This is a genomic window from Hymenobacter setariae, assembly GCF_007713685.1.
Classification (GTDB): Bacteria; Bacteroidota; Bacteroidia; order Cytophagales; family Hymenobacteraceae; genus Hymenobacter; species Hymenobacter setariae.
In genome coordinates this window covers 422,848-442,846 of sequence record NZ_VMRJ01000003.1, presented here as the reverse complement: position 1 = coordinate 442,846, position 19,999 = coordinate 422,848, and the positions used below count along the sequence as shown (strand labels likewise).

Here is a 19,999-nt window from a genome sequence, read left to right as displayed (position 1 = left end):
TCGAGGAAATTGAGTTGGTAATTGTTCAATTGCCAACCTACTTTTGCTAAAGTGACATTAATCATATTCTATTCTTTTAATCCAGTTTAGCCCCTTATGACACCACTCCTACAACGCTGGTCTTGGGCCCTAGGGCTGTTGACCGTAGCCTGGGTAAAGCCCGATGTGGGCTGGGCCCAGCAGTACCTTGGCAATAACCTGGTAACAAATGGTAATTTCAGTGCGCAGTCTGCGGGCACCAACATTGCGGCTGGCAATGATTTAGGTGGCTGGCGAAGCTCACGCGTATATTCCGGCAGCGGGCGCGATGCGGCCGAAAATCAGCCAGCAGGTCAAACTGGCACGGCTACTTACCGCACGGGCAGCACGCTGCTGCAAAGACCATTTCCGGGCGACGCGGCTAATGGCATAGCCGCTAGTAATTCGTGGCTGCTGTATAATGGCAACCTAGGGGTAACTACCGCTACTGCTACCACTACGGCCATTGTGTCGAGCTTCATCTGGTACCAAGACATCCAGCTTGTGGCCGGCTACTCGTACGTCTTTTCTTATTACGCATCGAATGCACTGAACCCTACTTTATCGGGTAAGGCGCTGCCGACGGTGAACTTCCGCATTCGCAATGCGGCTAACAACGCTAATCTAGCCAATTTTGGGGGTACTACCTTCAGCGAAGAAGCAACTACCAACGGTCAGGCTGATACCTGGCAGCGAGTGCAGTATGTTATTAGCGGAACTGCTACTGCCACCTACGCTAATACGGCAGGTTCTAACACGCTTCGCTTTGTGCTAAGCGACGGCAGCACGACGGCTGCCACCGACGGGGGAGATGTTGGCCTTACGGGCCTCTCTGTGCGCCGCATCAACCAGCTGCCTAGGGGACAGCAAACAGCCCCTACAGTATTTAGCCGACAGGGTATTGTGCAGTTGCCCACCCTACGCGCCGACGACCCCGACCCCGACGGCTCGGTGGTGTCGTATAAAATAAAAGCGCTGCCGCCGGCTTCGCAGGGCGTATTGCTGCTAAATGGCTCGCCGGTGCGCACCAACCAAGTGCTGACGACTGCCGAGGCGGCTGCCCTAAGCTTTAATCCCAATCAGAATTTCTCGGGCAACGCGCTGTTTACCTATACAGCCACTGACAACGTAGGCGACGAGAGCCTCGACCTGAACTATGGCATTCCGATGGATGCCAACGCCTGCAACACGCAGTCGGTATTCAGCTTTGCGAGCCGCCCGCTAACCGAAAACTGGTCTGCGGCACAAGCGGCCACGATTGATGGCATCACTATCAGCAGCGCTTATACGGGCCCTAGTCTTGCTCCTACTGCCTTGTCATTGGTTATTTCGGATGAAACCGGCAATGACCCTGCCACGGCGCAGCCGGGCAAAGGCCTAGTGTGGACGGCTGACTACGCCAACGATGCCACACGCGCAGCAGCCAACCGTCAGTCGAGCCTGAAATTTACTTTCACGGATGCTGTAACGAATACCTCGCGGTTCCTGAACAACTTTACCATCGTCGTGGGTGACCTCGACCGCGCTTCTGCTGCTGGGGCTACCACGGTATCTGGCTTCGTTGACCAAGCTATTTTTAGCGGCACCAAGGCCGACGGCACTATCGTAACGCTTACGGCTGCCGACGTAACCGCTGCCCCTAATGTCAACGCCCTCACCGGCACTAATACTGTCACTGGTATTGGCAACTCAGGCAGCCCGGCGGGCAACCTAGTACTGGCATTTCCGGTGCCAGTACGCGACGTAACTATCACTTACACCAACGCGCAAGCGGTTGACGACCCCGCCAATCAGGCTATCACCCTGCTGAATCTGTCGTGGTGCGGCGAGGCCGACCTGGCCACTACTCTCAGCGGTCCGACCACAGCAGCTGCCGGCCAAACGGTATTTTACTATGTTACTACTACCAACACTGGCCCGCGCACGACCAGCAGCGCCAGTACCACCATTACGCTGCCTGGCAAGCCTGCCGCCTCTACGGTGAATGTGCCCAACGGCACCTACGACGCCAGCACTGGCATCGTCACGTTTAATACCACGACCCTAGCTCCTGGCAATTCGTCGGTCAACTACGTGAGCTTCGTGATGCCTGCGGGTGTTACATCCTTCACGGGCAAGGCACAAAGCAGCGCCCTCGAAATCGACAACACGGCCGCCAACAACGACGGCTCGGCCGCCAATGCCAACGTGACTACCACTGTGGGCGCTACCGGCGCACCTGGCACAGTTCTAAGCTGCCCCCCTAGCCCAGGCAAGGACGGCACGGTGGCCTCGCTTACGGCGGCACCCAATACATATTTCCTGCCTAGCGGTAACGCAGCAGCAAATCAGAAAACCATCGGCATCAGCGCGACGACCCTAAGCGGCACGGGCGTGGCCAATGGCGGCTCGCCGCTGGCACCAGGCGACCTGGTGCTCATCATACAGATGCAGGGGGCGGCCATCTCGGCAGCCAATGATGATACCTATGGCGACGGCGTGGCCGGCCCCTCGGCCAACGGCAACACGCCAGGCACCACCTTCACAGCAGGGCGCTACGAGTACGGCGTAGTGGCAGGTACTACCACCATTACACCCGGTACTGCCGGCACCCTCACGCTGCGTGATAACCTGACCTATGACTACACTCAAGCCAATGCCACGGCTACGCAGGGACAGCAGCGCTACCAGGTTATCCGCATTCCGCAGTACACGGCCCTTACCCTAGGCAGCAACATCGCCCCCCCGGCCTGGAATGGCCAGCTAGGTGGCGTGCTGGCTCTTGATGTAGCTGGCCCCATGAACTTCAACAACCGCACACTCGATGCTTCGGGCGCAGGCTTCCGCGGCGGCGCAGGCCGCAGACTGGGCGGCACGGCCGGCCTGAGCAGCGCTGACTATCGCTCCGTTAACACCTCGAATGGTGGCAAAGGTGAAGGTACAGCTGGCACCCCCAATTATGTAGCTACTTACAGCGCCAACGGCGCAGCTGGCACGCTCATAACCACGGGTAGCAGCTACCCTAGCGGCGACAACGGCCGTGGTGCCCCCGGCAATGCGGGTGGTGGCGGCACCGATGGCCAGCCCACGGTTAATGACCAAAACACTGGCGGTGGCGGTGGCGCCAACGGTGGCCGTGGTGGCCGCGGTGGCAACTCCTGGGCTAGCAACTTGGCTGTGGGCGGCGAGCCTGGCGCGGCCTTCCCATTAGCTAGCAGCTCGCGCCTAGTACTGGGTGGCGGCGGCGGCGCAGGCGGCACCAATGATGGCACCGGCAACGACGGCACCGGCAATGCCTTTGATGGCCTGGCCAGCAGCGGCGCCCCCGGCGGCGGCATCGTGCTAGTGCGCACCGGCTCGGTAACGGGTGCGGGTAGCATCGTAGCCAACGGCTACAATGCTGACAATAGCGTGGCCAACGACGGCAGCGGCGGCGGCGGCGCGGGCGGCACTATTTTGCTAACGGCTCAAAACCCGAACACCCTAGGTAGCATAAACCTGACTGCTACGGGCGGCACTGGCGGCACCAACTCTGGTGGCGGCGTGGCCCACGGCCCTGGCGGCGGCGGAGGCGGCGGCTTCATCGTTACCAACGGCCCAACGGCTAGTGCCACGGCAGTGGCTGGCACTAGCGGTATCACGTTTGGCAATGTTCCTTTCGGCGCCGAAACTGGCACTGTAGGCGTGGGCAACTCGGCTATTAGCAACAGCATCGCTGGCTCGGCAGCCAATGCCAGCTGCGTGGCCGATGTAGTTAGCGTCATTACAGGCCCAGCTACGGCTACAGCCGGTAGCACGGTAAACCTGAGCGTTAACTTCTCGAACTACGGTGGCATCACGGCTACGGGACTTTCAGCACGAGTGTCACTACCTGCTTCCCTGCTGCTGGCCAACATCACCGCACCAGGGGCTACCATCACGGGGGGAGGCACGGGTCCTTATATTCTTTCCTACTCGGCGCTCACCTCGCTAGCAGTGGGGGCTAGTCAGTCGTTCCCAATTTCTTATACAGTACCGCTTACCGGCTCAGCCAATATTACGGCTACGTCAAATATCACGACGGCTTCTCCCGAGCCTTACACAGCTAACAACCCGTCTTCTATCGTGACGAACATCGGCAACTACGCCGATGTAACGACGACCATCACTGGCCCGGCCTCGGTAAACCCTGGCCTACCCACAGGCGACTTCACAGTGAATTTCACCAACACTGGCCCGAACGTAGCCCAAGGTATCACGCAGTCAGTAACGCTGCCCAGCGGGGCTAGCATCACGCCGACACAGCTCTCGGCATTGCAGGCCAAATACGCTAGTTCGCCAGTTACAATTGCCTATAACACCAACACGCGAGTCCTGTCGTTCACGCTCAACACTACTCCTCTAGGCAACACTTCACTAGCTGCTGGTTCTACTAACTCGTACAGCTTCCCTATCACGGCATCGACTACGCCGGGTAGTGCAGGCATCACGAGCAACGTAGGCACTTCTACAACGCAAACTACCACTGGCGCCGCTGGGGCTGGCGCGCAACCTGATGCCGCTACGTACAACTTCAGCGTTGCACCGCTGGCTGACCTAGTGGCTACCATCACCAACAATGGCACGGCTACCGTGGCAGCTGGCGGCACGGGCACCTTCGTGGCCACCTTCACCAATAGTGGCCCAAGCGCAGCCGACAACGTGACCCCAACCGTACAATTGCCCGCTGGCCTCGCCAATGTGACTTTCGCCGGCCTAGTTGGCAGCTATGACGCTACGACTGGCGTAGTCACCTACCCCACCACGACCACCTTGGCGTCGGGCAGTAACCTGGCTTCGACCATCCGCTTTACCATGCCCAGCAGCCCGGTAGTGGCCGCCGCCTCGGTAAATACGGCTTCCAACGAAGGTCCCTATACGGCCAACAACACGGCAACTGCTACTATCAGCAGCTCATCGAACTTCGACGTGACTACGACTATCACCGGGCCGTCTTCGGCCGCGCCCGGCACGTCGGTTACGCTGAGCGTATTGACCCAGAACGTCGGCCCCGGCGTGGCACCCAGCACTACTCAGACGGTCGTGATTCCGGGTGTGTACACTAGCCTCTACGTAAGCAACGGCGGTACCTTCTCGAACAACGGCACGAACACGACGGTCACCTTCCCGCCGGTGCTCGGCTTGGCCAGCGGCGCCAACGTGAACAACACCATCACGCTGACTATGCCCGCTGCACCGGTTAATAACATCACGGCCAGCGTGGTGGCAGCAGGCGAAACCAACTCTCTGTCTAACTCAGCTTCGGCCAGCATTGGCTCCACAGCCGCGGCCACGGGCAATGTGAACCTGTATGCTACCATTGCGGCAGCTACGGCCGATGCCCCCACCACGACCCTCACGGGCCCAGTGGCACCCGGCACCACGCTGCAGCTCAACATCATGACTGGCAACTACGGCCCGACCGTAGCCGCTAACTCGGTAACTCAGGTAGCCCTGCCCGCCGGCCTAAGCGGCGTAGTACCTAGCAACGAAGGCACGTACAATGCCACCACTGGTATTGTCACCTTCCCAGCCATGGGCAGCCTGGCCCAAGGCGCTTCGATGAACTACACCATCCAGCTGCCAGCTCCGACCAGCGGTCCGCTGGTGCCGGTAGTGAGCATTACCTCAACTGCCCCCGAAACGGTAGTAGCCGACAACGTAGCCTCGACTAAGGTTGATATCTTCTCCCTCACCGATATGGCTACGTCGATAAGCGGCCCGATTGCTCCCACGGCCGGCCAATCGGCCACCTACGCTGTGACGACCACCAACAATGGCCCCACGCAGGCCGCAGGTGTAGTGCAAACTGTAGAACTGCCTGCTGGCTTGTCGTCGGTAACCTTAACGAATGCCAACGGCGCAGCCATTACGCTGCCCGCCGGTGCCTACAACGCTACTACTGGCTTGCTCACGCTACCCACGGCGGCCGTAGCCGCTACCCAGCCGGCCGGTGCTTCGGTGCTTACCTATGTGACATTCACGGTACCCACCAGCATGGGCTTCCCCGTGACGGCGGCCGTATCGACGACCTCGCAGGAAACCGTTGCGACCAATAACGTGGCTACCCTCACGACTACCCCAGCCCCAGCGGCCGATGTAAACGTAGCCCTGAGCGGCCCGAGCACCACGGCACAAGGCAATGTGGTAACCTACACCGTAGCTACTACCAATGCTGGCCCTTCGGTGAACCCTAGCTCGACTACCACGGTGCAGCTGCCCTTAGGTCTAAGCAACGTGCAGGTGAGCGGCGGTGGCTCGTATAACAGCAGCACCGGCGTGGTGACCTTCCCAGCCCTGACCGACCAAGCCGCGGGCGCTGCAGGTGCTGTCAGCAACACCATCTCGTTTGTAGCCCCTACGACTACGCCCCTCACCGTGACGGCCCAAGTGGCCGTGACGCCTGCCGGCAACGACCCGAACCTGAACAACAACTCGGCTACCGTGAACACCACGGTTAACCCTTCGAACACCAACCTGCTCGATGAGTCGACGACCATTGCGGCTACTGTGGGAGGTGCGGCGGTAAGCACTTCTAACCCAGTAGTAGCTGGTGGCGCTGTCACCTTCACTGCTACGGCTACTAACACCAACTTGGCGGGCACGCCGAGCACAGCTGCTACCAATGTAGCCGTGCGCTTGCAGCTACCAGCTGGCCTCAACCCAGCCAATGTGATACTAAGCAATGGCAGCTACGACCCGGCCACCGGAGTAGCCACTTTTAACACCCTAGGCAGCCAAGCAGCGGGTGCAAGCAACAGCTTCACGGCCACCATCAACAACGTACCCGGCAACGCTACTTCGCTCGTGGCAGCCTCCTATGTGAGCACTACGAACAGCGACTCGAATCCGAATAACAACGTGGCCCCCATTACGCTGCCCTTTGCGCCGCGTGCCGATGTGACCACGACCCTCAGTGGCCCGAGCACCATTGCACCCAACTCGTCGGCTACGTACTTCGTGACGACCCGCAACGTAGGCCCTTCGGCGGCCAGTGCCGTGAATACCACGGTGCAGCTTCCCGCTGGCCTGGTTGGGGTGGTAGTGAGCGGTGGCGGCAGCTACGATGCCAATACTGGCCTCATTACCTTCCCCACCGTAGCTAGCTTGCCTGGCTACTCGGGCTCGGCTGCCGCTAACACGGCTGCCCAAGCGCTGGAGTACACTATTACGATGACGGCCCCAAGCACCATCACGAGCTCGGCAGGGTACACTATCACGAGCACAGTGAGCACGGCCACCACCGAGCTTGCTACTCAGGCACCGAACACGGCTAGCCTCACAACCACGGCTGCCAACCAGCCGCCCGTAGCCAGCAATATTGTGAACTCGCTACAAACGCCCGAAGGCAACACCGCACAGCAGGCACTTATTTCGCCGCTGCAAGCCACTGACCCCGATGGCAGCGTAAACAGCTATACGCTCACTAGCCTGCCCACGAGCGGCACGCTGTACTACAACAGCGGCAGCACGTACACGGCTATCACTAGCGCCAACCTACTCGGTGGCACCTCGCAGCTCAACCTGACGCCCACCCAGGCGCAGACGCTGAAGTACACGCCGGCCACCGGTTTTGCAGGCAACGCCTTCTTCAACTACTTGGCTACCGACAATGGCACCCCAGCGCTGGCCAGCACGCCGGCTCTTTATACCATTCCGGTTGGAGCCGACAACGCAGCTGTGTACGCTAATACGCCTGTGAAGGCATCGGCCGCCACCTATGCTGCCAACGATGTCATCTCTTTTGTAACGGACAACAACGGCGCGCTGTACAACGCTAGCGCACAAGTGTACAACACCACCAGCGGCAACCTGCAAACCGGGGCTGCCAATGGGATAGCCGCCGCTACTTCGACCGGGGTATTCACCAGCTCGCAGTACAACTACATCACCAACCTCTCGCAGCTGGGCCTGGTGCTGAACGCTACTACAGGCCAGATACAGGTGCAGACGCCCAGCAGCCTGCTCCCTGGCACGTACACCCTGAACATCACGACCACCGACCAATACAATGGCATCACCACACAGCCAGTTACCTTCACCATCGGCGGCACGCCGCTGCCAGTAGTATTGGTTGATTTTGGGGCACGGGCCGTGCAGCAGCGCGATGCACTGCTCAGCTGGTCTACCGCTTCAGAGGTTAACAGCGCTTACTTCGAAGTAGAGCGCAGCTTCGATGGCACCACCTTCGCGGCCATTGGCCGGGTAACGGCGCAAGGCACCAAAGCGGCGGCCAGCACCTATACCCTCACCGATGCGGGCGTAGCTGCCAAAGCTACTGGCGCAGTGTACTACCGCCTGCGCCAAGTAGACCTCGACGGCACGGCCACCTATTCGCCCCAGCGCACGGTGAGCTTCGCCAAAGTAGCCACTGTGAGCCTGAATGTGTACCCCAACCCCGTGGTTGACCGCACGACCCTAGACCTGAGCCAGCTGCCCGCCGCAGGCACTTTCCAGGTACAGCTGCTCGATGCTACCGGCCGCGCAGTGCGCACTTGGGCCCTAGGTGGTGGCCAGCTTCAACCTCTGGAACTAACCGGCCTAGCCAGTGGCTCTTACCTGCTCGTGGTAGCAGGCACGCAGCCCGACGGCTCACCCCTACGCCAGGCCCTGCGTCTGACCAAGGAGTAAGCTACCGGCAACGACCTAGGTACTAAAAAAGGCCCTTCCCGCTCGGGAAGGGCCTTTTTTGTTTAGGCGGGTAGCAGTATGAGCTATTCGGTCTCGTCGAAGCGCTGCGCCATCATAGTAGAGTTGCGCCGCTGGCGGTGCTTGCCCTTAGCCAAGTTATCGGGGTTGGTAGGCAGCAAGGCCATGCTACCTAGGTAGGCTTGTGCCTGAGGTGTCTGCTCCAGCTTGCGGTAGTCGCGCAGCTGACTCGCTGATAACAGCTTGCCTAGCACTTGGTCGAGCTGCTGGGCCTCGGTAGCAGTCAAGTTGGGCGTTTCGGTAGCAATGCCATTCACCGCCAACACATTCAAGTAGTTTACTTCCTGGTCGAGGTAGGTGCGTAACAACGATGACTGCTCGGGGGCGAGCTTTAGCTTGGTCTGGCACAGCTCCGTGAAGCGTTCAGCGCTGGCCTGGGCGTTGGGGGCGGGTGTAGCCGCGCGGCCAGCTTGCGCTAGGGCGGGCGTAGCCCACGCCGATGCACTCACCAACAAGCCCGCCAGCAAACGGCGGTACAGTATACTGCTCATATTTCGTAGGATTTAGAGTGGGAGGGTTAGGCTTGAACTGGCCACATGAGCAATAAGTTGCCTGCTTCCTATTCCTCCTCCAATAAGTACCAGTGCGCCCCTGCCACCTAGTGCAGCCCACGTCGATAACCTAGGCTGCTCTGTGAGCTAGTGCCAGGCGGCCAATGAGTTTTTTAGCACGCTTCGCAACCCCCGGCCGGCGTTTGCCAGTTTAACGAAGCAACTACTTACTTAGCTCTAAATAATTATACCCACTTATGCATAGTGACTATGACGTGCTCGTCATCGGTGCGGGCAGCGCCGGGCTGAGCGCGGCCCTCACCCTCGGGCGCTGCCGCCGCCGGGTGTTGGTAGCCGATGGCGGCCCCACTCGCAATGCGCCATCGGGCGCCGTGCACAGCTTTTTCTCTCGCGATGGCATTCGGCCGGCCGCATTGCTGCATATTGGGCGCGAGCAGCTGGCGCCATACCCTACCGTCGAGGTGCGCGAGTTCAAAATCACGGCCCTTACTAAACTGGCCCAAGGGTTTGAAGCTACTGGTCAAAATGGCCAGGGGCACCCTACCAAGGCTACGGCGCGGCGGGTACTGCTAGCTACCGGCGTCGACGACGTACTGCCGCCGCTACCGGGCTTTCGCGAGCTGTGGGGCAGTAGCGTGCTGCACTGCCCCTACTGCCATGGCTATGAAGTGCGCGACCAGCCGCTGGCCGTATATGGCCAGGGCAAAGCGGTAGCGGGCCTTGCGTTACTCATCAGCCGCTGGAGCGCCGATGTGATAATTGTCACCAATGGCCCCGGCCACCTTACCGATTATGCCCGGCAGCGGCTGCGCCGCCAGGGTATTGTAGTACGCGAAGAACCCATTGCACGGCTGGTAGGCACGGCCCGCGGCGGCCTGCGCTGCGTCGAGTTTACCGATGGTAGCTACATCGAGCGCAGCGCTTTGTTTCTGCACCCGCCGCAGGAGCAACGCAGCACGTTGGCCGCCGACCTAGGGGCGCGCCTTACTGGCAAGGGCGCCGTCTGGGTCGATAAAAATGCACAAACCACGGTGCCCGGCCTCTATGCTGCCGGTGACATGGTACCCGGCCAGCAGCAAGCGCTACTGGCGGCCGCTAGCGGTAGCAAAGCCGCCATTTGCCTCAACGAAGGCCTAACCCGCGCCGAGGTAACCTAGGCCAAGCACCTAGTTGCGCACCAGCTTCTCGGTGGCCACAAAGTTTTCACCCTTCACCAGCACCAAGTACAAGCCCTTGGGCATCCGACTGATATCTAGCCGGCTTACCGGAGTGCGGGCAGTGGTTTGCAGGGCCACGCGGCCGCTCACGTCTTGAATGCTAATCTCGTAAGTGGCGGCGCGGGCTTCTATTGTCAGGTAGTCATTAGCCGGATTAGGATAGCACTGCACAGCGGGGGGCGCTTGCTTGCTCGGCGCAGCGCTCAGTAGGGCACATTGCTGGCTAAAGACCCCATCTAGGTAGTCTAGCCGCCGAGTAAGCCAGTCAGCAGTATAAGCTAGTTGCTTATCATCGTAGTTATAGCCCGACCACACCGCGTGCTCGCGCTGATACACACCGTTGGTACGCAGGTAGGTATTATTGGCCACAAACTTGGCCATAATGTAGTCGGACGTGAGAATGGTAGTGCGCAACTCGGCCCACCGGCGGGCCAGCACGCTACGAAAGCCCGAGGGCGAGCAATCCTGATTTAGGCGCTTGTAAAAGCCATTTGTTACGATATCGTTGGTCGTGTTGTCGTTCAAACCCATCCAGTTATTCCCAAATACGCCATCCAAATCCCACGGCACGTAGAAGTAAGGCTCGCCAGCATTGTACTTGGCAATGTACAAATTTTTGCCATAATTATCAGTTGCCCGTAGTACATTCATAAAAATGTAGTAGTCAACGGCATTCTGCAAATCAAATTTGCCTTGATACTGCTTCACAAAGTCAGCATCTGAGCTTTTTTCAACGAAGCGAACAAAATCATACAAATTCTTCCAATCTGTATACTCTTCGGGATGCTTATATTCAAAACCGCCCCAGTTAGGACTGTTATTATCAAAATCTGGCAGTGAGGTAAAAAGAACAGCGCCATCCCAATATGCGCCCTTATATAATTCCCCTTTAATTGTGTTTGTATATTTTTTTAGCTTTAATTGCTTTTTATCAATACGCTCTCCTATTGTATAAATACCTTTATACTCATCGTTCACAAATAATTCAACGTAAGCCATCGCTATGCCATTCTTAGCGGCAGGCTCTTTGTCTTTGTAGTACAGCTGGCTCATTTCCTGCCACAGCTCGTTGGCTACCTTGCTGTTAGCGCGCATGGGCTCATTGAATAGCGCTTGCATGTTCCACTTGTTGTCGGTGCGCATGCCCAGAAGCTGCATGTCCCGATTAGTATTGCCCACTGTATCGGCCCAGAAGCTGAGCTCATACGATTTTTTGGGATAGTTCTGCGAATTGCCACCTCGCACTTCAATACCTAGGTTGGAGCTGGTTATAGTTCCGTTTGCTTCCGACATCGTGAACGTGGCGTACACGCTAGGAGCATCCACAATGGCATATTTAGTAGTTATAGTCACAACGGGCAGCTTGGTGAAATACACCGTGTAGGCCGTGTTGGCATACTCAACTACATAGGAGTTCTCTGTGCTTGTTATTGGGCTATTATCTACTAGGCTATATTTCTTATCTAGAATAAGCTCGCTGCTGCCTTCGGTGCCAGCAGCCAAAATTTCGTCGACAGGCTTGTTTATTACTATCAAGTGGTGCTGCTCATCTACATGATAGAAGCTCGGAGCTACTACTATCTGAGTGCCACTACATTTATTAATCGTTTTAGCTACACTACCTAAGGCTGACCCAAGAAAAAGGAAAGAAACTATTGTACATTTGAAAGTAAATGAATGCTGCATGTTTGTTTTCGATAATGATTAAGTAGGAGAATTCGAACGACTTATATTTCAGATTATTTATTATTTTTATTCTAAATAAGTATTTACTCTTAGAGTAACAAATTATAATTCGGCTTCAAAATTCGGCTTTAATTGCGAGCTCAACTAATTTATTTTGTTAATACTAGCCGATTTACCTAATTTCATTTGCAAATCATAATGCGCTATACATTATATCCTATTTTCGCGAAACTTATAGGGACACTTTGCCTGAGTCTAATAGCTACTGCAGGCTACGGGCAGCGCTTTGCCGCTATTGGCGATTACGGGTTGGCTGGTCCAGCCGAGCGCGATGTGGCCGACCTAGTAAAGAGCTGGAACCCGGATTTCATTATCACGCTGGGTGACAACAACTATGACTTTGGTGACTCGACTACCATCGACCGCAACATTGGCCAGTATTACCACGCCTATATCTATAAGTATCGGGGCCGCTATGGGCCAAGTGCCTCTACTAATCGCTTTTTCCCGTCGCTCGGCAACCACGACTACTACACTCGCAACGGCGAGGCCTACCGCGACTACTTCACGCTGCCCGGCAATGGCCGCTACTATGACTTTGTGCGGGGCGACGTACATTTCTTTGCCCTCAATAGCGACCCGAAGGAGCCCGACGGCATCAGCGCTACATCGGGGCAAGCACAGTGGCTACGTGCCGGACTGGCAGCCTCCACTGCTCGCTGGAAGGTGGTGTATTTTCACCATGCGCCCTATTCGTCGGGGCCACATGGCAATACGGTGGCCCTGCAGTGGCCCTTCCAGGACTGGGGCGCCTCGGTAGTACTGACAGGCCACGAACACATCTATGAGCGCCTATTGGTAGACGGATTTCCATACATTATTAACGGCCTAGGGGGGCGTAGCATCTACCCTAAAGGCCCCAAGCAGCTACCCGAGAGCCAGCGGTTATTTAATGGTGACTATGGCGCCATGCTCCTCGCGGCCACGCCCGACAGCCTGACCATGCAGTTTTTTACCCGCAAGCAGGTGTTGGTTGATACCTACGTGCTGCACCGCACCATTAGCACTAGCCCCCAACTCTACACGGCCACCCCCAATCCCTTCCTGGATTTTACGAGGCTGGAATACTCGCTGCCCAGCCCTACCCAGGTACAACTGCGAGTGCTGAATATGCTGGGGCAGGAGGTGGCACGCTTGCACCAGGGCCTGATGCCCGCCGGCTGGCACCGGCTGGAGTGGCAGCGCAATGGGCTCGCGCCGGGCTTGTACTATGTGCAGCTGCTAGGCCCTGGTTTTTCGCAGGTAACGCGCGTAGTAGCCTTGTAGCACTATAGTAAAGTAGTCGCGGCCGAGCCCTAGGTGGCAGTCTAGCTAGCCAGCCACGCATAGGCGGCGGCTTCGTCCATGAATGTAGCCCGCTGGCAATCGGCCTCGGCGGCCGACACCATCGCCGTGACAGGCTGCTGCGCTCGCAGCGGCGACACCAGAAAGGCCAGCCGCACGGGGGCCGCGTAGCGCCCGCGCAGCGAGGGCGCAAACTCGCGGCTAAACCAGGCATTGACTACGGGCTCGATGACGTCTTCGCGGCGGCGCAGGTCGAGCAGCCACTGACTGCAATGCACTTCGTCGGCCGCTGCCCTGATGGCGAGGTAGCCGCTCTGCAGCTCGGCGGGCGTAACCTCGCGCTGCCAGCGCGCAATCACTAGCCCTAGGTCGGGGCGATACACGAGGGTGAGGCCAGGAGCTAACATAGGCGGAACAGTAATGCGCCGCGTGGCGGCTACTGCGCAAGATAAGTGGCCGGCGGGCTTGGCAGGTGCATACTTTTGCTCGGGAAGGTGGTTTACTTTTTTTGCCTTCTGCTTTGCTGCCCATGAGCCCGACCACACCGGACCCTACCCCACACGACCCCTACGCCGCGCTGCGCATTCCTGATTTTCGCCGCTACATATCCGCCCGCGCCCTATTTTCGGTGGCCACTCAAATTCAGGGGGTGGTCGTGAGCTGGCAGATTTTTAAGCTCACCAACGACCCACTGGCCCTAGGTCTCATTGGGTTGGCCGAAGCCATCCCGAGCATCACCGTTTCGCTTTATGCTGGGCACGTGGCCGATTCGGTGCGGCGCAAGCGCATCGTAGTGCCAGCGGTGCTAGTGCTCTTTTTGTGCGCCGTCACGTTGTGGTGGCTGGCGCACCCGGCGCTAGCGGGCGTGCTCGCAGGCGGCCGCCTGCACCTCGATGCGCTGCACGCCACGGTGGTGTGGCCGCTATACTTAGTCATTTTTGTGAGCGGCATTGCGCGGGGCTTTATGGGGCCGGCGCTATTTTCATTTATGCCGCAACTGCTACCTAGCCGCGACGTGCTGGCCAATGCCGTAACCTGGAGCTCGACTACCTGGCAGGCGTCGGCGGTGCTAGGGCCGGCCATTGGAGGGCTACTGCTGCACCGCAGTGTCGAGTTTGCCTATGGCGTCGATATGGTCATGGAGGGCTTGGCGCTGCTGTTCTTTATCAGCATTGCCAGCCGCGAGTTGCCGCCCATCGAGGGCGAAAAGCTGAGCATGGGCGAAAGCATTACTAGCGGTATCAAGTTTATTTTCAACAACCAGCTAGTACTAGCTGCCCTGTCGCTCGACATGTTTGCAGTGCTATTTGGCGGAGCGGTGGCGCTGCTGCCTTTCTTTGCCGAAAACATCCTGCATGGCGGCCCCGACGCATTTGGCTACCTGCGTGCAGCCCCGGCAGTGGGCTCGGTGCTGATGGCCATCTTCCTCACTTTCTCGCCCCTCAAAAAAGGCGCCGGTCGCAAGATGCTGTGGGCCGTGGCAGGCTTTGGGGCGGCCACGGTGGCCTTCGCGCTGTCTACCAACTTCTACTTCTCGATGTTCCTGCTCTTCTTGACCGGGGTGTTTGATTCGGTGTCAGTTATTGTGCGTCAGACGCTGGTGCACACCTACACGCCCGAGTACATGAAGGGCCGCGTGTCGGCCGTGAACAGCATATTCATCGGCTCGAGCAACGAAATTGGCGCCTTCGAGAGCGGCACGGCGGCCAAGCTCATCGGCACCGTGCCGAGCGTTGTCTTTGGCGGGCTCATGACCATGCTGGTGGTGGCTATCACGAGTTGGAAGGCCGACCAGCTACGCAAGCTGGAAATGGGCGCGGGGAAGAAATAGGTTTTTCAAGGAGCCATTAACAAGGAGCAGCGAGCAGCCTAGGTATTATAGGCGGCTCGTTGCTCCTTGTTAATTATTTACTTTTTTCGACGACTCGCGCACCAGCAGCTTGGGCTTGAGCACTACGCTGGCGGCGGGGGCGGCGCGCCTAGGTTCACGCTGTATCATTTGGAGCAGCAGGCGCACGGCGGTTTGGCCCATTTGGCCGCAGCACTGGTCTACGGAGCTGAGCTGTGGCTCGGTAAGCTCGGTGAAAGCTTCGTTGCTGAAGCCTACTAGGGCTACGTCTTGGGGCACGCGGCGCTTGTGCTTTTTCAGTACTTGCAGCGCCCCCACCACGGCCAGGTCGTTGGAGGAGAAGATGGCATCAAAGGGCACGCCGCTTTTGAGCAGCTGGCGCGTGGCCTGGGTACCGCCGCGCTGGTTCATCTCGCAGATAATAGAGAGGGCTTCGTCGGGCACCAAGCCGTGGGCCTGCAAGGCATCGAGGTAGCCTTGGTGGCGGTTTTTGTGAATGCCTAGGTGTTGCTCGCCACCTAGGTGTGCAATGCGGCGGCAGCCCTGCTCTATGAGGTGCGTTACGGCTTGGTAGGCGCCTTGGTAGTCATCGAGCACCACGGCCCGCACCTGCTCGCCCTCGAAACCCTCCACTGCCCGGTCGAAAAAAACTAAGGGTACCTGCTGCGCCCGCACCTGCTCGAAATGCCCAAAATCTTGCGTTGTCTTGGCCAGCGACACTAGAATGCCTTCGACCTGCGCATTCATAAAAAGGTCGAGGTGCTGGCGCTCTTGGTTTACGTCTTCGTTCGACTGGCAGATGAGCACTTGGTAGCCGGCTTTGCTGGCCGCTACCGTGATGCCGTGCACCACTTCGGGGAAAAAGTGTCCTTGAATGTGCGGCACCACCACGCCCAGCATGCGGCTGCGGCCCCGGCGCAGAGCGGCGGCCAGTTGGTTAGGCTGGTAGTGCAGCTCGGCCGCTAGGGCGCGCACGCGCTCTTTGGTAGCTTCACTTACGTCTTTGTGATTAGATAAAGCCCGCGAAATAGTAGACGGCGATAGCTTCAGCGCAGCCGCTAAGTCGGTGATAGATGCCCGGCGGTTAGCCATGAGATAGGAGTAATAAGCGGAACAGCCACGTGCTCAGTTCACAAGCGGGGGTAGCCAGCGGCCGCCGCCCAGGCCCAACTGGCTAGTATACGCAAGCTACTGGTAAGGGCGGCAATTTAGCCCGGGTAGCGGTCCGACCAGCAGGTTTTTAATGTCCTGGTCAGTACCTTTCGGATACTTTTTGGTTAAGAAAATACGTCTTTTTGGTATTTCCAAACCTTCCCGGTGGAACTAGCGCGCGATTTTGCTGAGTCAGACTATCTGCGCCGTCTCAAGCAAGACGACGAGCGGGCGTTTGACGCGCTTTTTCGGCACTACAGCGCCCTAGTTTATCGCTTTGCCTACAGCTACCTCAAGTCGCGCCCGGCTGCCGAAGAGATTGTGCAGGAGTGTTTTATCAAAATATGGGAAAAGCGGGCGCAGCTCCGCGACGACTTGCCGCTGAAGGGCTACCTCTTCACCACGGCCCACCACGCGGTGCTCAATGAGCTGCGCCGCGACCAGCACCACCTACGCCTGCACGGCCAAGTAGCGGCCGCCGCGGGCCCAGCTAGCGTCGCCAACGAGGTCGAGTATCAGGAGATGGAAGCGCTCTACCAGGCAGCCCTCGAACGCCTACCACCCAAGCAGCGCGAGGCATTTTTGCTAAGCCGGCAGCAGGGGCTTTCCTACCCTGAGATAGCTGAGCGCCAAGGCGTATCAGTAAAGACGGTAGAAGCCCACATGATGCAGGCGCTCAAAACCATGCGCTCGTATTTCCGGCTGCACGGCGGCGGTATCCTAGGTCTGCTGCTAACGCTAGCGGTGGGCAGCCGGTAGTAGCTAGTGTAGCTTGGGCCCTGCGCGTTCGAGTGCAAGTCCAGCAAGCAGCCTCGTGGACACAGCCTTTGTCAATGTACCTAGGCGCGCCATGTCCGCGCGCTTGTGCTCACAGCGCCGCGCCAGCACTGCCACTTAGCTACCTTGCCTTACCAGATGCCTTTCTCTATGCCCAAACTCCTGCCACTTCTTCTGCTCGCCCTAGGTACCCAAGTGAGCCACGCTCAGGCGCCAAGCCCAACCACTCCCGCTACGACATTAGCGCCCAGCGACTTGAAGATAGTGTATTTTGGCTCGTCGGTGCCATTTGGGCAGGGTGCTACTGGCAAGTATGGCTACCCCAGCCGCTACAGCGCCCTGCTGGCGCAACGCGCCAAAGCAGGCCTAGGGGCACCCTGGACCACAGCCAACATCAGCATTCCGGGCGACAACACCCCTAAGGTGCTGGCGCGCTGGGAGCGCGACCTGCCTCCGCAGCAGGGGCGCTACGTGGTGTACGCCCTCGCCCTTGGCAACGAAGGCATTCACGAAGGGGGCCAACCCAAGTTCGACCAGTTTAAGGCCAACATGCAGGTGCTCCTAGCGAAAGCGCGTGCGCAAGGCATGGTGCCGGTTGTGACCAATAGCTATACCCGCAACGACTACACCGCTGAGGACTACGCCTTTATTCAGCAAATGAACCTGCTGCTGCACAGCTGGGCCGTGCCCACCGTGAACCTGCTTGGGGCCGTAGACGACGGCCACGGCCGCTGGGCCGCCGGCTACTTCGACGATGGCCTGCACCCCAACGACCTAGGCCACGCCGAGCTCTTCCACGCCTGGGTGCCCTCGCTCTTTGATGCCCTGCGGGCAGGCAAACCGCTACCTAAGCGGCAAGCTACGGCGGGTCTGTCGCTGGCGGGGGGCGCGCTGCGCTTGGTGCCCGAGGCACTGGTGCATCCGTTCACGCAGGTTGTCAGCTTTCGCGCCAAAGCGCCTGGCACCCTGCTTACGCTACAAGACAGCACCAATACGGGCCGCCTCAGCCTAGGTGCGCAGGGGCAGCTTATCTATACCTCGGCTAAGGCTGGCCGGCTCACTAGCACTGCGCACGTGGCTGATGACAAGTGGCACCAAGTGGCCCTGACGCACTATTTCGCCCGCGGCGAAACCTTGCTGTACCTTGATGGCAAGCTGGTGGGCCACCTGCCCGAGCAACTCCGCACGCGCCAGCTCACCCTAGGGGGCAGCCAAGCCCCGGCCGGCGCCCAGTATCGCAACTGGCTCTTTTACCGCTCGGGAATGAACGAGGCCGAGGTGCGCGCCCTCGCTGCCGACTCGTTGCTTAAATCGAGCTTGGAGCTGTACGCTCCCCTCAATGGCCGGGCTGCCCTGCCCGCGCAGCTCGCCAACTTGGCCCAAAGCACCAATGTGCTGGTGCGAGTACCTAGCCCGGCCGCAAGCCCGGCACGACGTATTAACACCCGGCGCACGGCCCCGGCCAAAACGACTACACGTTAAAAAGCGGAACCGCATACAGACCGGACGCATATTTTAATGCGTTGATAGCTACACGCTTAATAAAAATTTAATTTTTTTATGGGTTCAGACTAAGGGGGGAGGCCGGGCGGCAGTGTAGTACTGCAAACGATTGTTGCCTTGGGGCATAGCCCTAGGCAGGTAAAAAGTGTAGCTGCACCGAGCAGCGCTGCCTTTTGCTTGCTTGCCGCCCCGCCAAACTGCCTATGAGCCCAGCCATTACGCAAGAGCTATTTACTGCCTACGTGCAAGGCACCGCCTCGGCGGCCGATGCGGCCACCGTGCGCGCCTGGTTGGCCCAGCCTGCTAACCAGCTGCTGGCGCAGTACTGGATGAGCCAGCACTGGGAAGAGCTAGATGCTCAGCCCACAGCATTAGCCGATGAGCCCAACTTTGAAGCCCTGCTCGGCCAAGTGCACGGGCGGCTGGGCCTGGGTCAGTCGCGTCGCCTACCCGTGGCGGCACCAGCCTGGCGGCGCTGGGCGGCGGCGGCCGCTGTGGCTGGCACTGTGCTCGGTGGCGGAAGCTGGTGGCTCTATAACCAGCGCCCAGCTGCGGCCCCAGCTCAGCAAATTGCCACGGCCTATGGCCAAACCCGCACAGTGCAGCTGCCCGACGGCTCGAGCGTAGTACTCAACGGGCACTCGACGCTGCGCTACCCCGCTACCTGGGCCGCCGGCAAGCCTCGCGAGGTATGGCTCGATGGCGAAGCCTACTTTTCGGTGCAGCACCAGGCTGACAACCAGCGCTTTTTGGTGCACACCACGGCGGGTTTCAAGGTAGAGGTTCTAGGTACCAAATTCACCGTATCGCGGCGCCGTGACCAAGGCCGGGTGGTGCTACTATCGGGCAAGGTGCGCGTGCACTTCGATAACCGCCAGCAACCCGACGTGATTCTGAAGCCCGGCGAGTTGGTCGAAACCCGTGAGGTACAGCCGGCCCAGCCCGTGGTGACGGCCTACCGCGCCGTGCACACCGCCCCCTACGCCAGCTGGAAAGACGCGCAGCTGGTGCTCGACGAAACCTCCATTGCGGAATTGGCGACCCGTCTGCAAGACACCTACGGCCTCGAAGTAGTGGTGGCCACGCCCGAACTCAACCAGCGCCGCGTGACGGGCACCGTGCCCGTGCGCGACCTCACCGTGCTGCTGCAATCGCTAGAAGAAATTTTCCACCTACAAGCCACCCGGCAAGGCAACCGCCTGACCTTGACCGAACAAGCGAAGTAATTAAGACCT

General features: G+C 58.9%; 11 protein-coding genes. 7 read left to right on the top strand and 4 right to left on the bottom strand.

Features of this window, described 5'->3' with window-relative positions; genetic code table 11:
- Window positions 1–96: 96 nt before the first annotated feature.
- The gene (locus tag FNT36_RS12905) at window positions 97–8,646 is read left to right on the top strand and encodes an Ig-like domain-containing protein (protein WP_144848229.1); all 8,550 of its coding nucleotides are present in this window, start codon (window positions 97–99) and stop codon (window positions 8,644–8,646) included.
- 83 nt (window positions 8,647–8,729) lie between these two features.
- Here the strand turns inward: FNT36_RS12905 and FNT36_RS12900 are convergent, their stop codons facing one another.
- On the bottom strand, window positions 8,730–9,215 hold the full coding sequence (locus tag FNT36_RS12900; protein ID WP_144848227.1) for a hypothetical protein: 486 nt from the start codon (window positions 9,213–9,215) through the stop codon (window positions 8,730–8,732).
- Window positions 9,216–9,472: 257 nt separating this feature from the next.
- Here FNT36_RS12900 and FNT36_RS12895 point away from each other — a divergent pair, with 257 nt between their 5' ends.
- Window positions 9,473–10,393 (top strand): NAD(P)/FAD-dependent oxidoreductase, encoded by a 921-nt coding sequence (locus FNT36_RS12895; protein ID WP_144848225.1) that lies wholly within the window; start codon window positions 9,473–9,475, stop codon window positions 10,391–10,393.
- A gap of 9 nt (window positions 10,394–10,402) precedes the next feature.
- Here the strand turns inward: FNT36_RS12895 and FNT36_RS12890 are convergent, their stop codons facing one another.
- Window positions 10,403–11,956: a CotH kinase family protein gene (locus FNT36_RS12890; protein ID WP_233635884.1), complete on the bottom strand. Its 1,554-nt coding sequence runs from the start codon at window positions 11,954–11,956 to the stop codon at window positions 10,403–10,405.
- A 381-nt stretch (window positions 11,957–12,337) separates the two neighbouring features.
- Between FNT36_RS12890 and FNT36_RS12885 the strand changes: the two genes are divergently transcribed.
- Window positions 12,338–13,465 (top strand): metallophosphoesterase, encoded by a 1,128-nt coding sequence (locus tag FNT36_RS12885; protein WP_144848221.1) that lies wholly within the window; start codon window positions 12,338–12,340, stop codon window positions 13,463–13,465.
- 41 nt (window positions 13,466–13,506) lie between these two features.
- Here the strand turns inward: FNT36_RS12885 and FNT36_RS12880 are convergent, their stop codons facing one another.
- Window positions 13,507–13,890: a hypothetical protein gene (locus tag FNT36_RS12880; RefSeq protein WP_144848219.1), complete on the bottom strand. Its 384-nt coding sequence runs from the start codon at window positions 13,888–13,890 to the stop codon at window positions 13,507–13,509.
- A 122-nt stretch (window positions 13,891–14,012) separates the two neighbouring features.
- On the opposite strand from FNT36_RS12880, the gene FNT36_RS12875 reads away from it, so the two are divergent.
- On the top strand, window positions 14,013–15,314 hold the full coding sequence (locus FNT36_RS12875) for an MFS transporter (RefSeq protein WP_144848217.1): 1,302 nt from the start codon (window positions 14,013–14,015) through the stop codon (window positions 15,312–15,314).
- Window positions 15,315–15,383: 69 nt separating this feature from the next.
- Here FNT36_RS12875 and FNT36_RS12870 read toward each other — a convergent pair whose 3' ends face one another.
- On the bottom strand, window positions 15,384–16,424 hold the full coding sequence (locus FNT36_RS12870; protein WP_144848215.1) for a LacI family DNA-binding transcriptional regulator: 1,041 nt from the start codon (window positions 16,422–16,424) through the stop codon (window positions 15,384–15,386).
- A 225-nt stretch (window positions 16,425–16,649) separates the two neighbouring features.
- Between FNT36_RS12870 and FNT36_RS12865 the strand changes: the two genes are divergently transcribed.
- The 3 genes from FNT36_RS12865 (at window position 16,650) to FNT36_RS12855 (ending at window position 19,990) form a co-directional block, all read left to right on the top strand.
- The gene (locus tag FNT36_RS12865) at window positions 16,650–17,243 is read left to right on the top strand and encodes an RNA polymerase sigma-70 factor (RefSeq protein ID WP_144848213.1); all 594 of its coding nucleotides are present in this window, start codon (window positions 16,650–16,652) and stop codon (window positions 17,241–17,243) included.
- A 168-nt stretch (window positions 17,244–17,411) separates the two neighbouring features.
- Window positions 17,412–18,743, top strand: coding sequence for a GDSL-type esterase/lipase family protein (locus tag FNT36_RS12860; protein WP_233635883.1), 1,332 nt, complete (start codon window positions 17,412–17,414; stop codon window positions 18,741–18,743).
- Between the two features lie 224 nt (window positions 18,744–18,967).
- Window positions 18,968–19,990 (top strand): FecR family protein, encoded by a 1,023-nt coding sequence (locus tag FNT36_RS12855; RefSeq protein ID WP_144848209.1) that lies wholly within the window; start codon window positions 18,968–18,970, stop codon window positions 19,988–19,990.
- Window positions 19,991–19,999: the final 9 nt, after the last annotated feature.

Bases quoted from the DNA above. Each gene is read 5' to 3' on its own strand.
- FNT36_RS12885 (WP_144848221.1), top strand. From the start codon at position 12,338: ATGCGCTATACATTATATCCTATTTTCGCGAAACTTATAGGGACACTT.
- FNT36_RS12895 (WP_144848225.1), top strand. From the start codon at position 9,473: ATGCATAGTGACTATGACGTGCTCGTCATCGGTGCGGGCAGCGCCGGG.
- FNT36_RS12870 (WP_144848215.1), bottom strand. From the start codon at position 16,424: ATGGCTAACCGCCGGGCATCTATCACCGACTTAGCGGCTGCGCTGAAG.
- FNT36_RS12905 (WP_144848229.1), top strand. From the start codon at position 97: ATGACACCACTCCTACAACGCTGGTCTTGGGCCCTAGGGCTGTTGACC.
- FNT36_RS12875 (WP_144848217.1), top strand. From the start codon at position 14,013: ATGAGCCCGACCACACCGGACCCTACCCCACACGACCCCTACGCCGCG.
- FNT36_RS12855 (WP_144848209.1), top strand. From the start codon at position 18,968: ATGAGCCCAGCCATTACGCAAGAGCTATTTACTGCCTACGTGCAAGGC.
- FNT36_RS12880 (WP_144848219.1), bottom strand. From the start codon at position 13,890: ATGTTAGCTCCTGGCCTCACCCTCGTGTATCGCCCCGACCTAGGGCTA.
- FNT36_RS12900 (WP_144848227.1), bottom strand. From the start codon at position 9,215: ATGAGCAGTATACTGTACCGCCGTTTGCTGGCGGGCTTGTTGGTGAGT.
- FNT36_RS12860 (WP_233635883.1), top strand. From the start codon at position 17,412: ATGCCCAAACTCCTGCCACTTCTTCTGCTCGCCCTAGGTACCCAAGTG.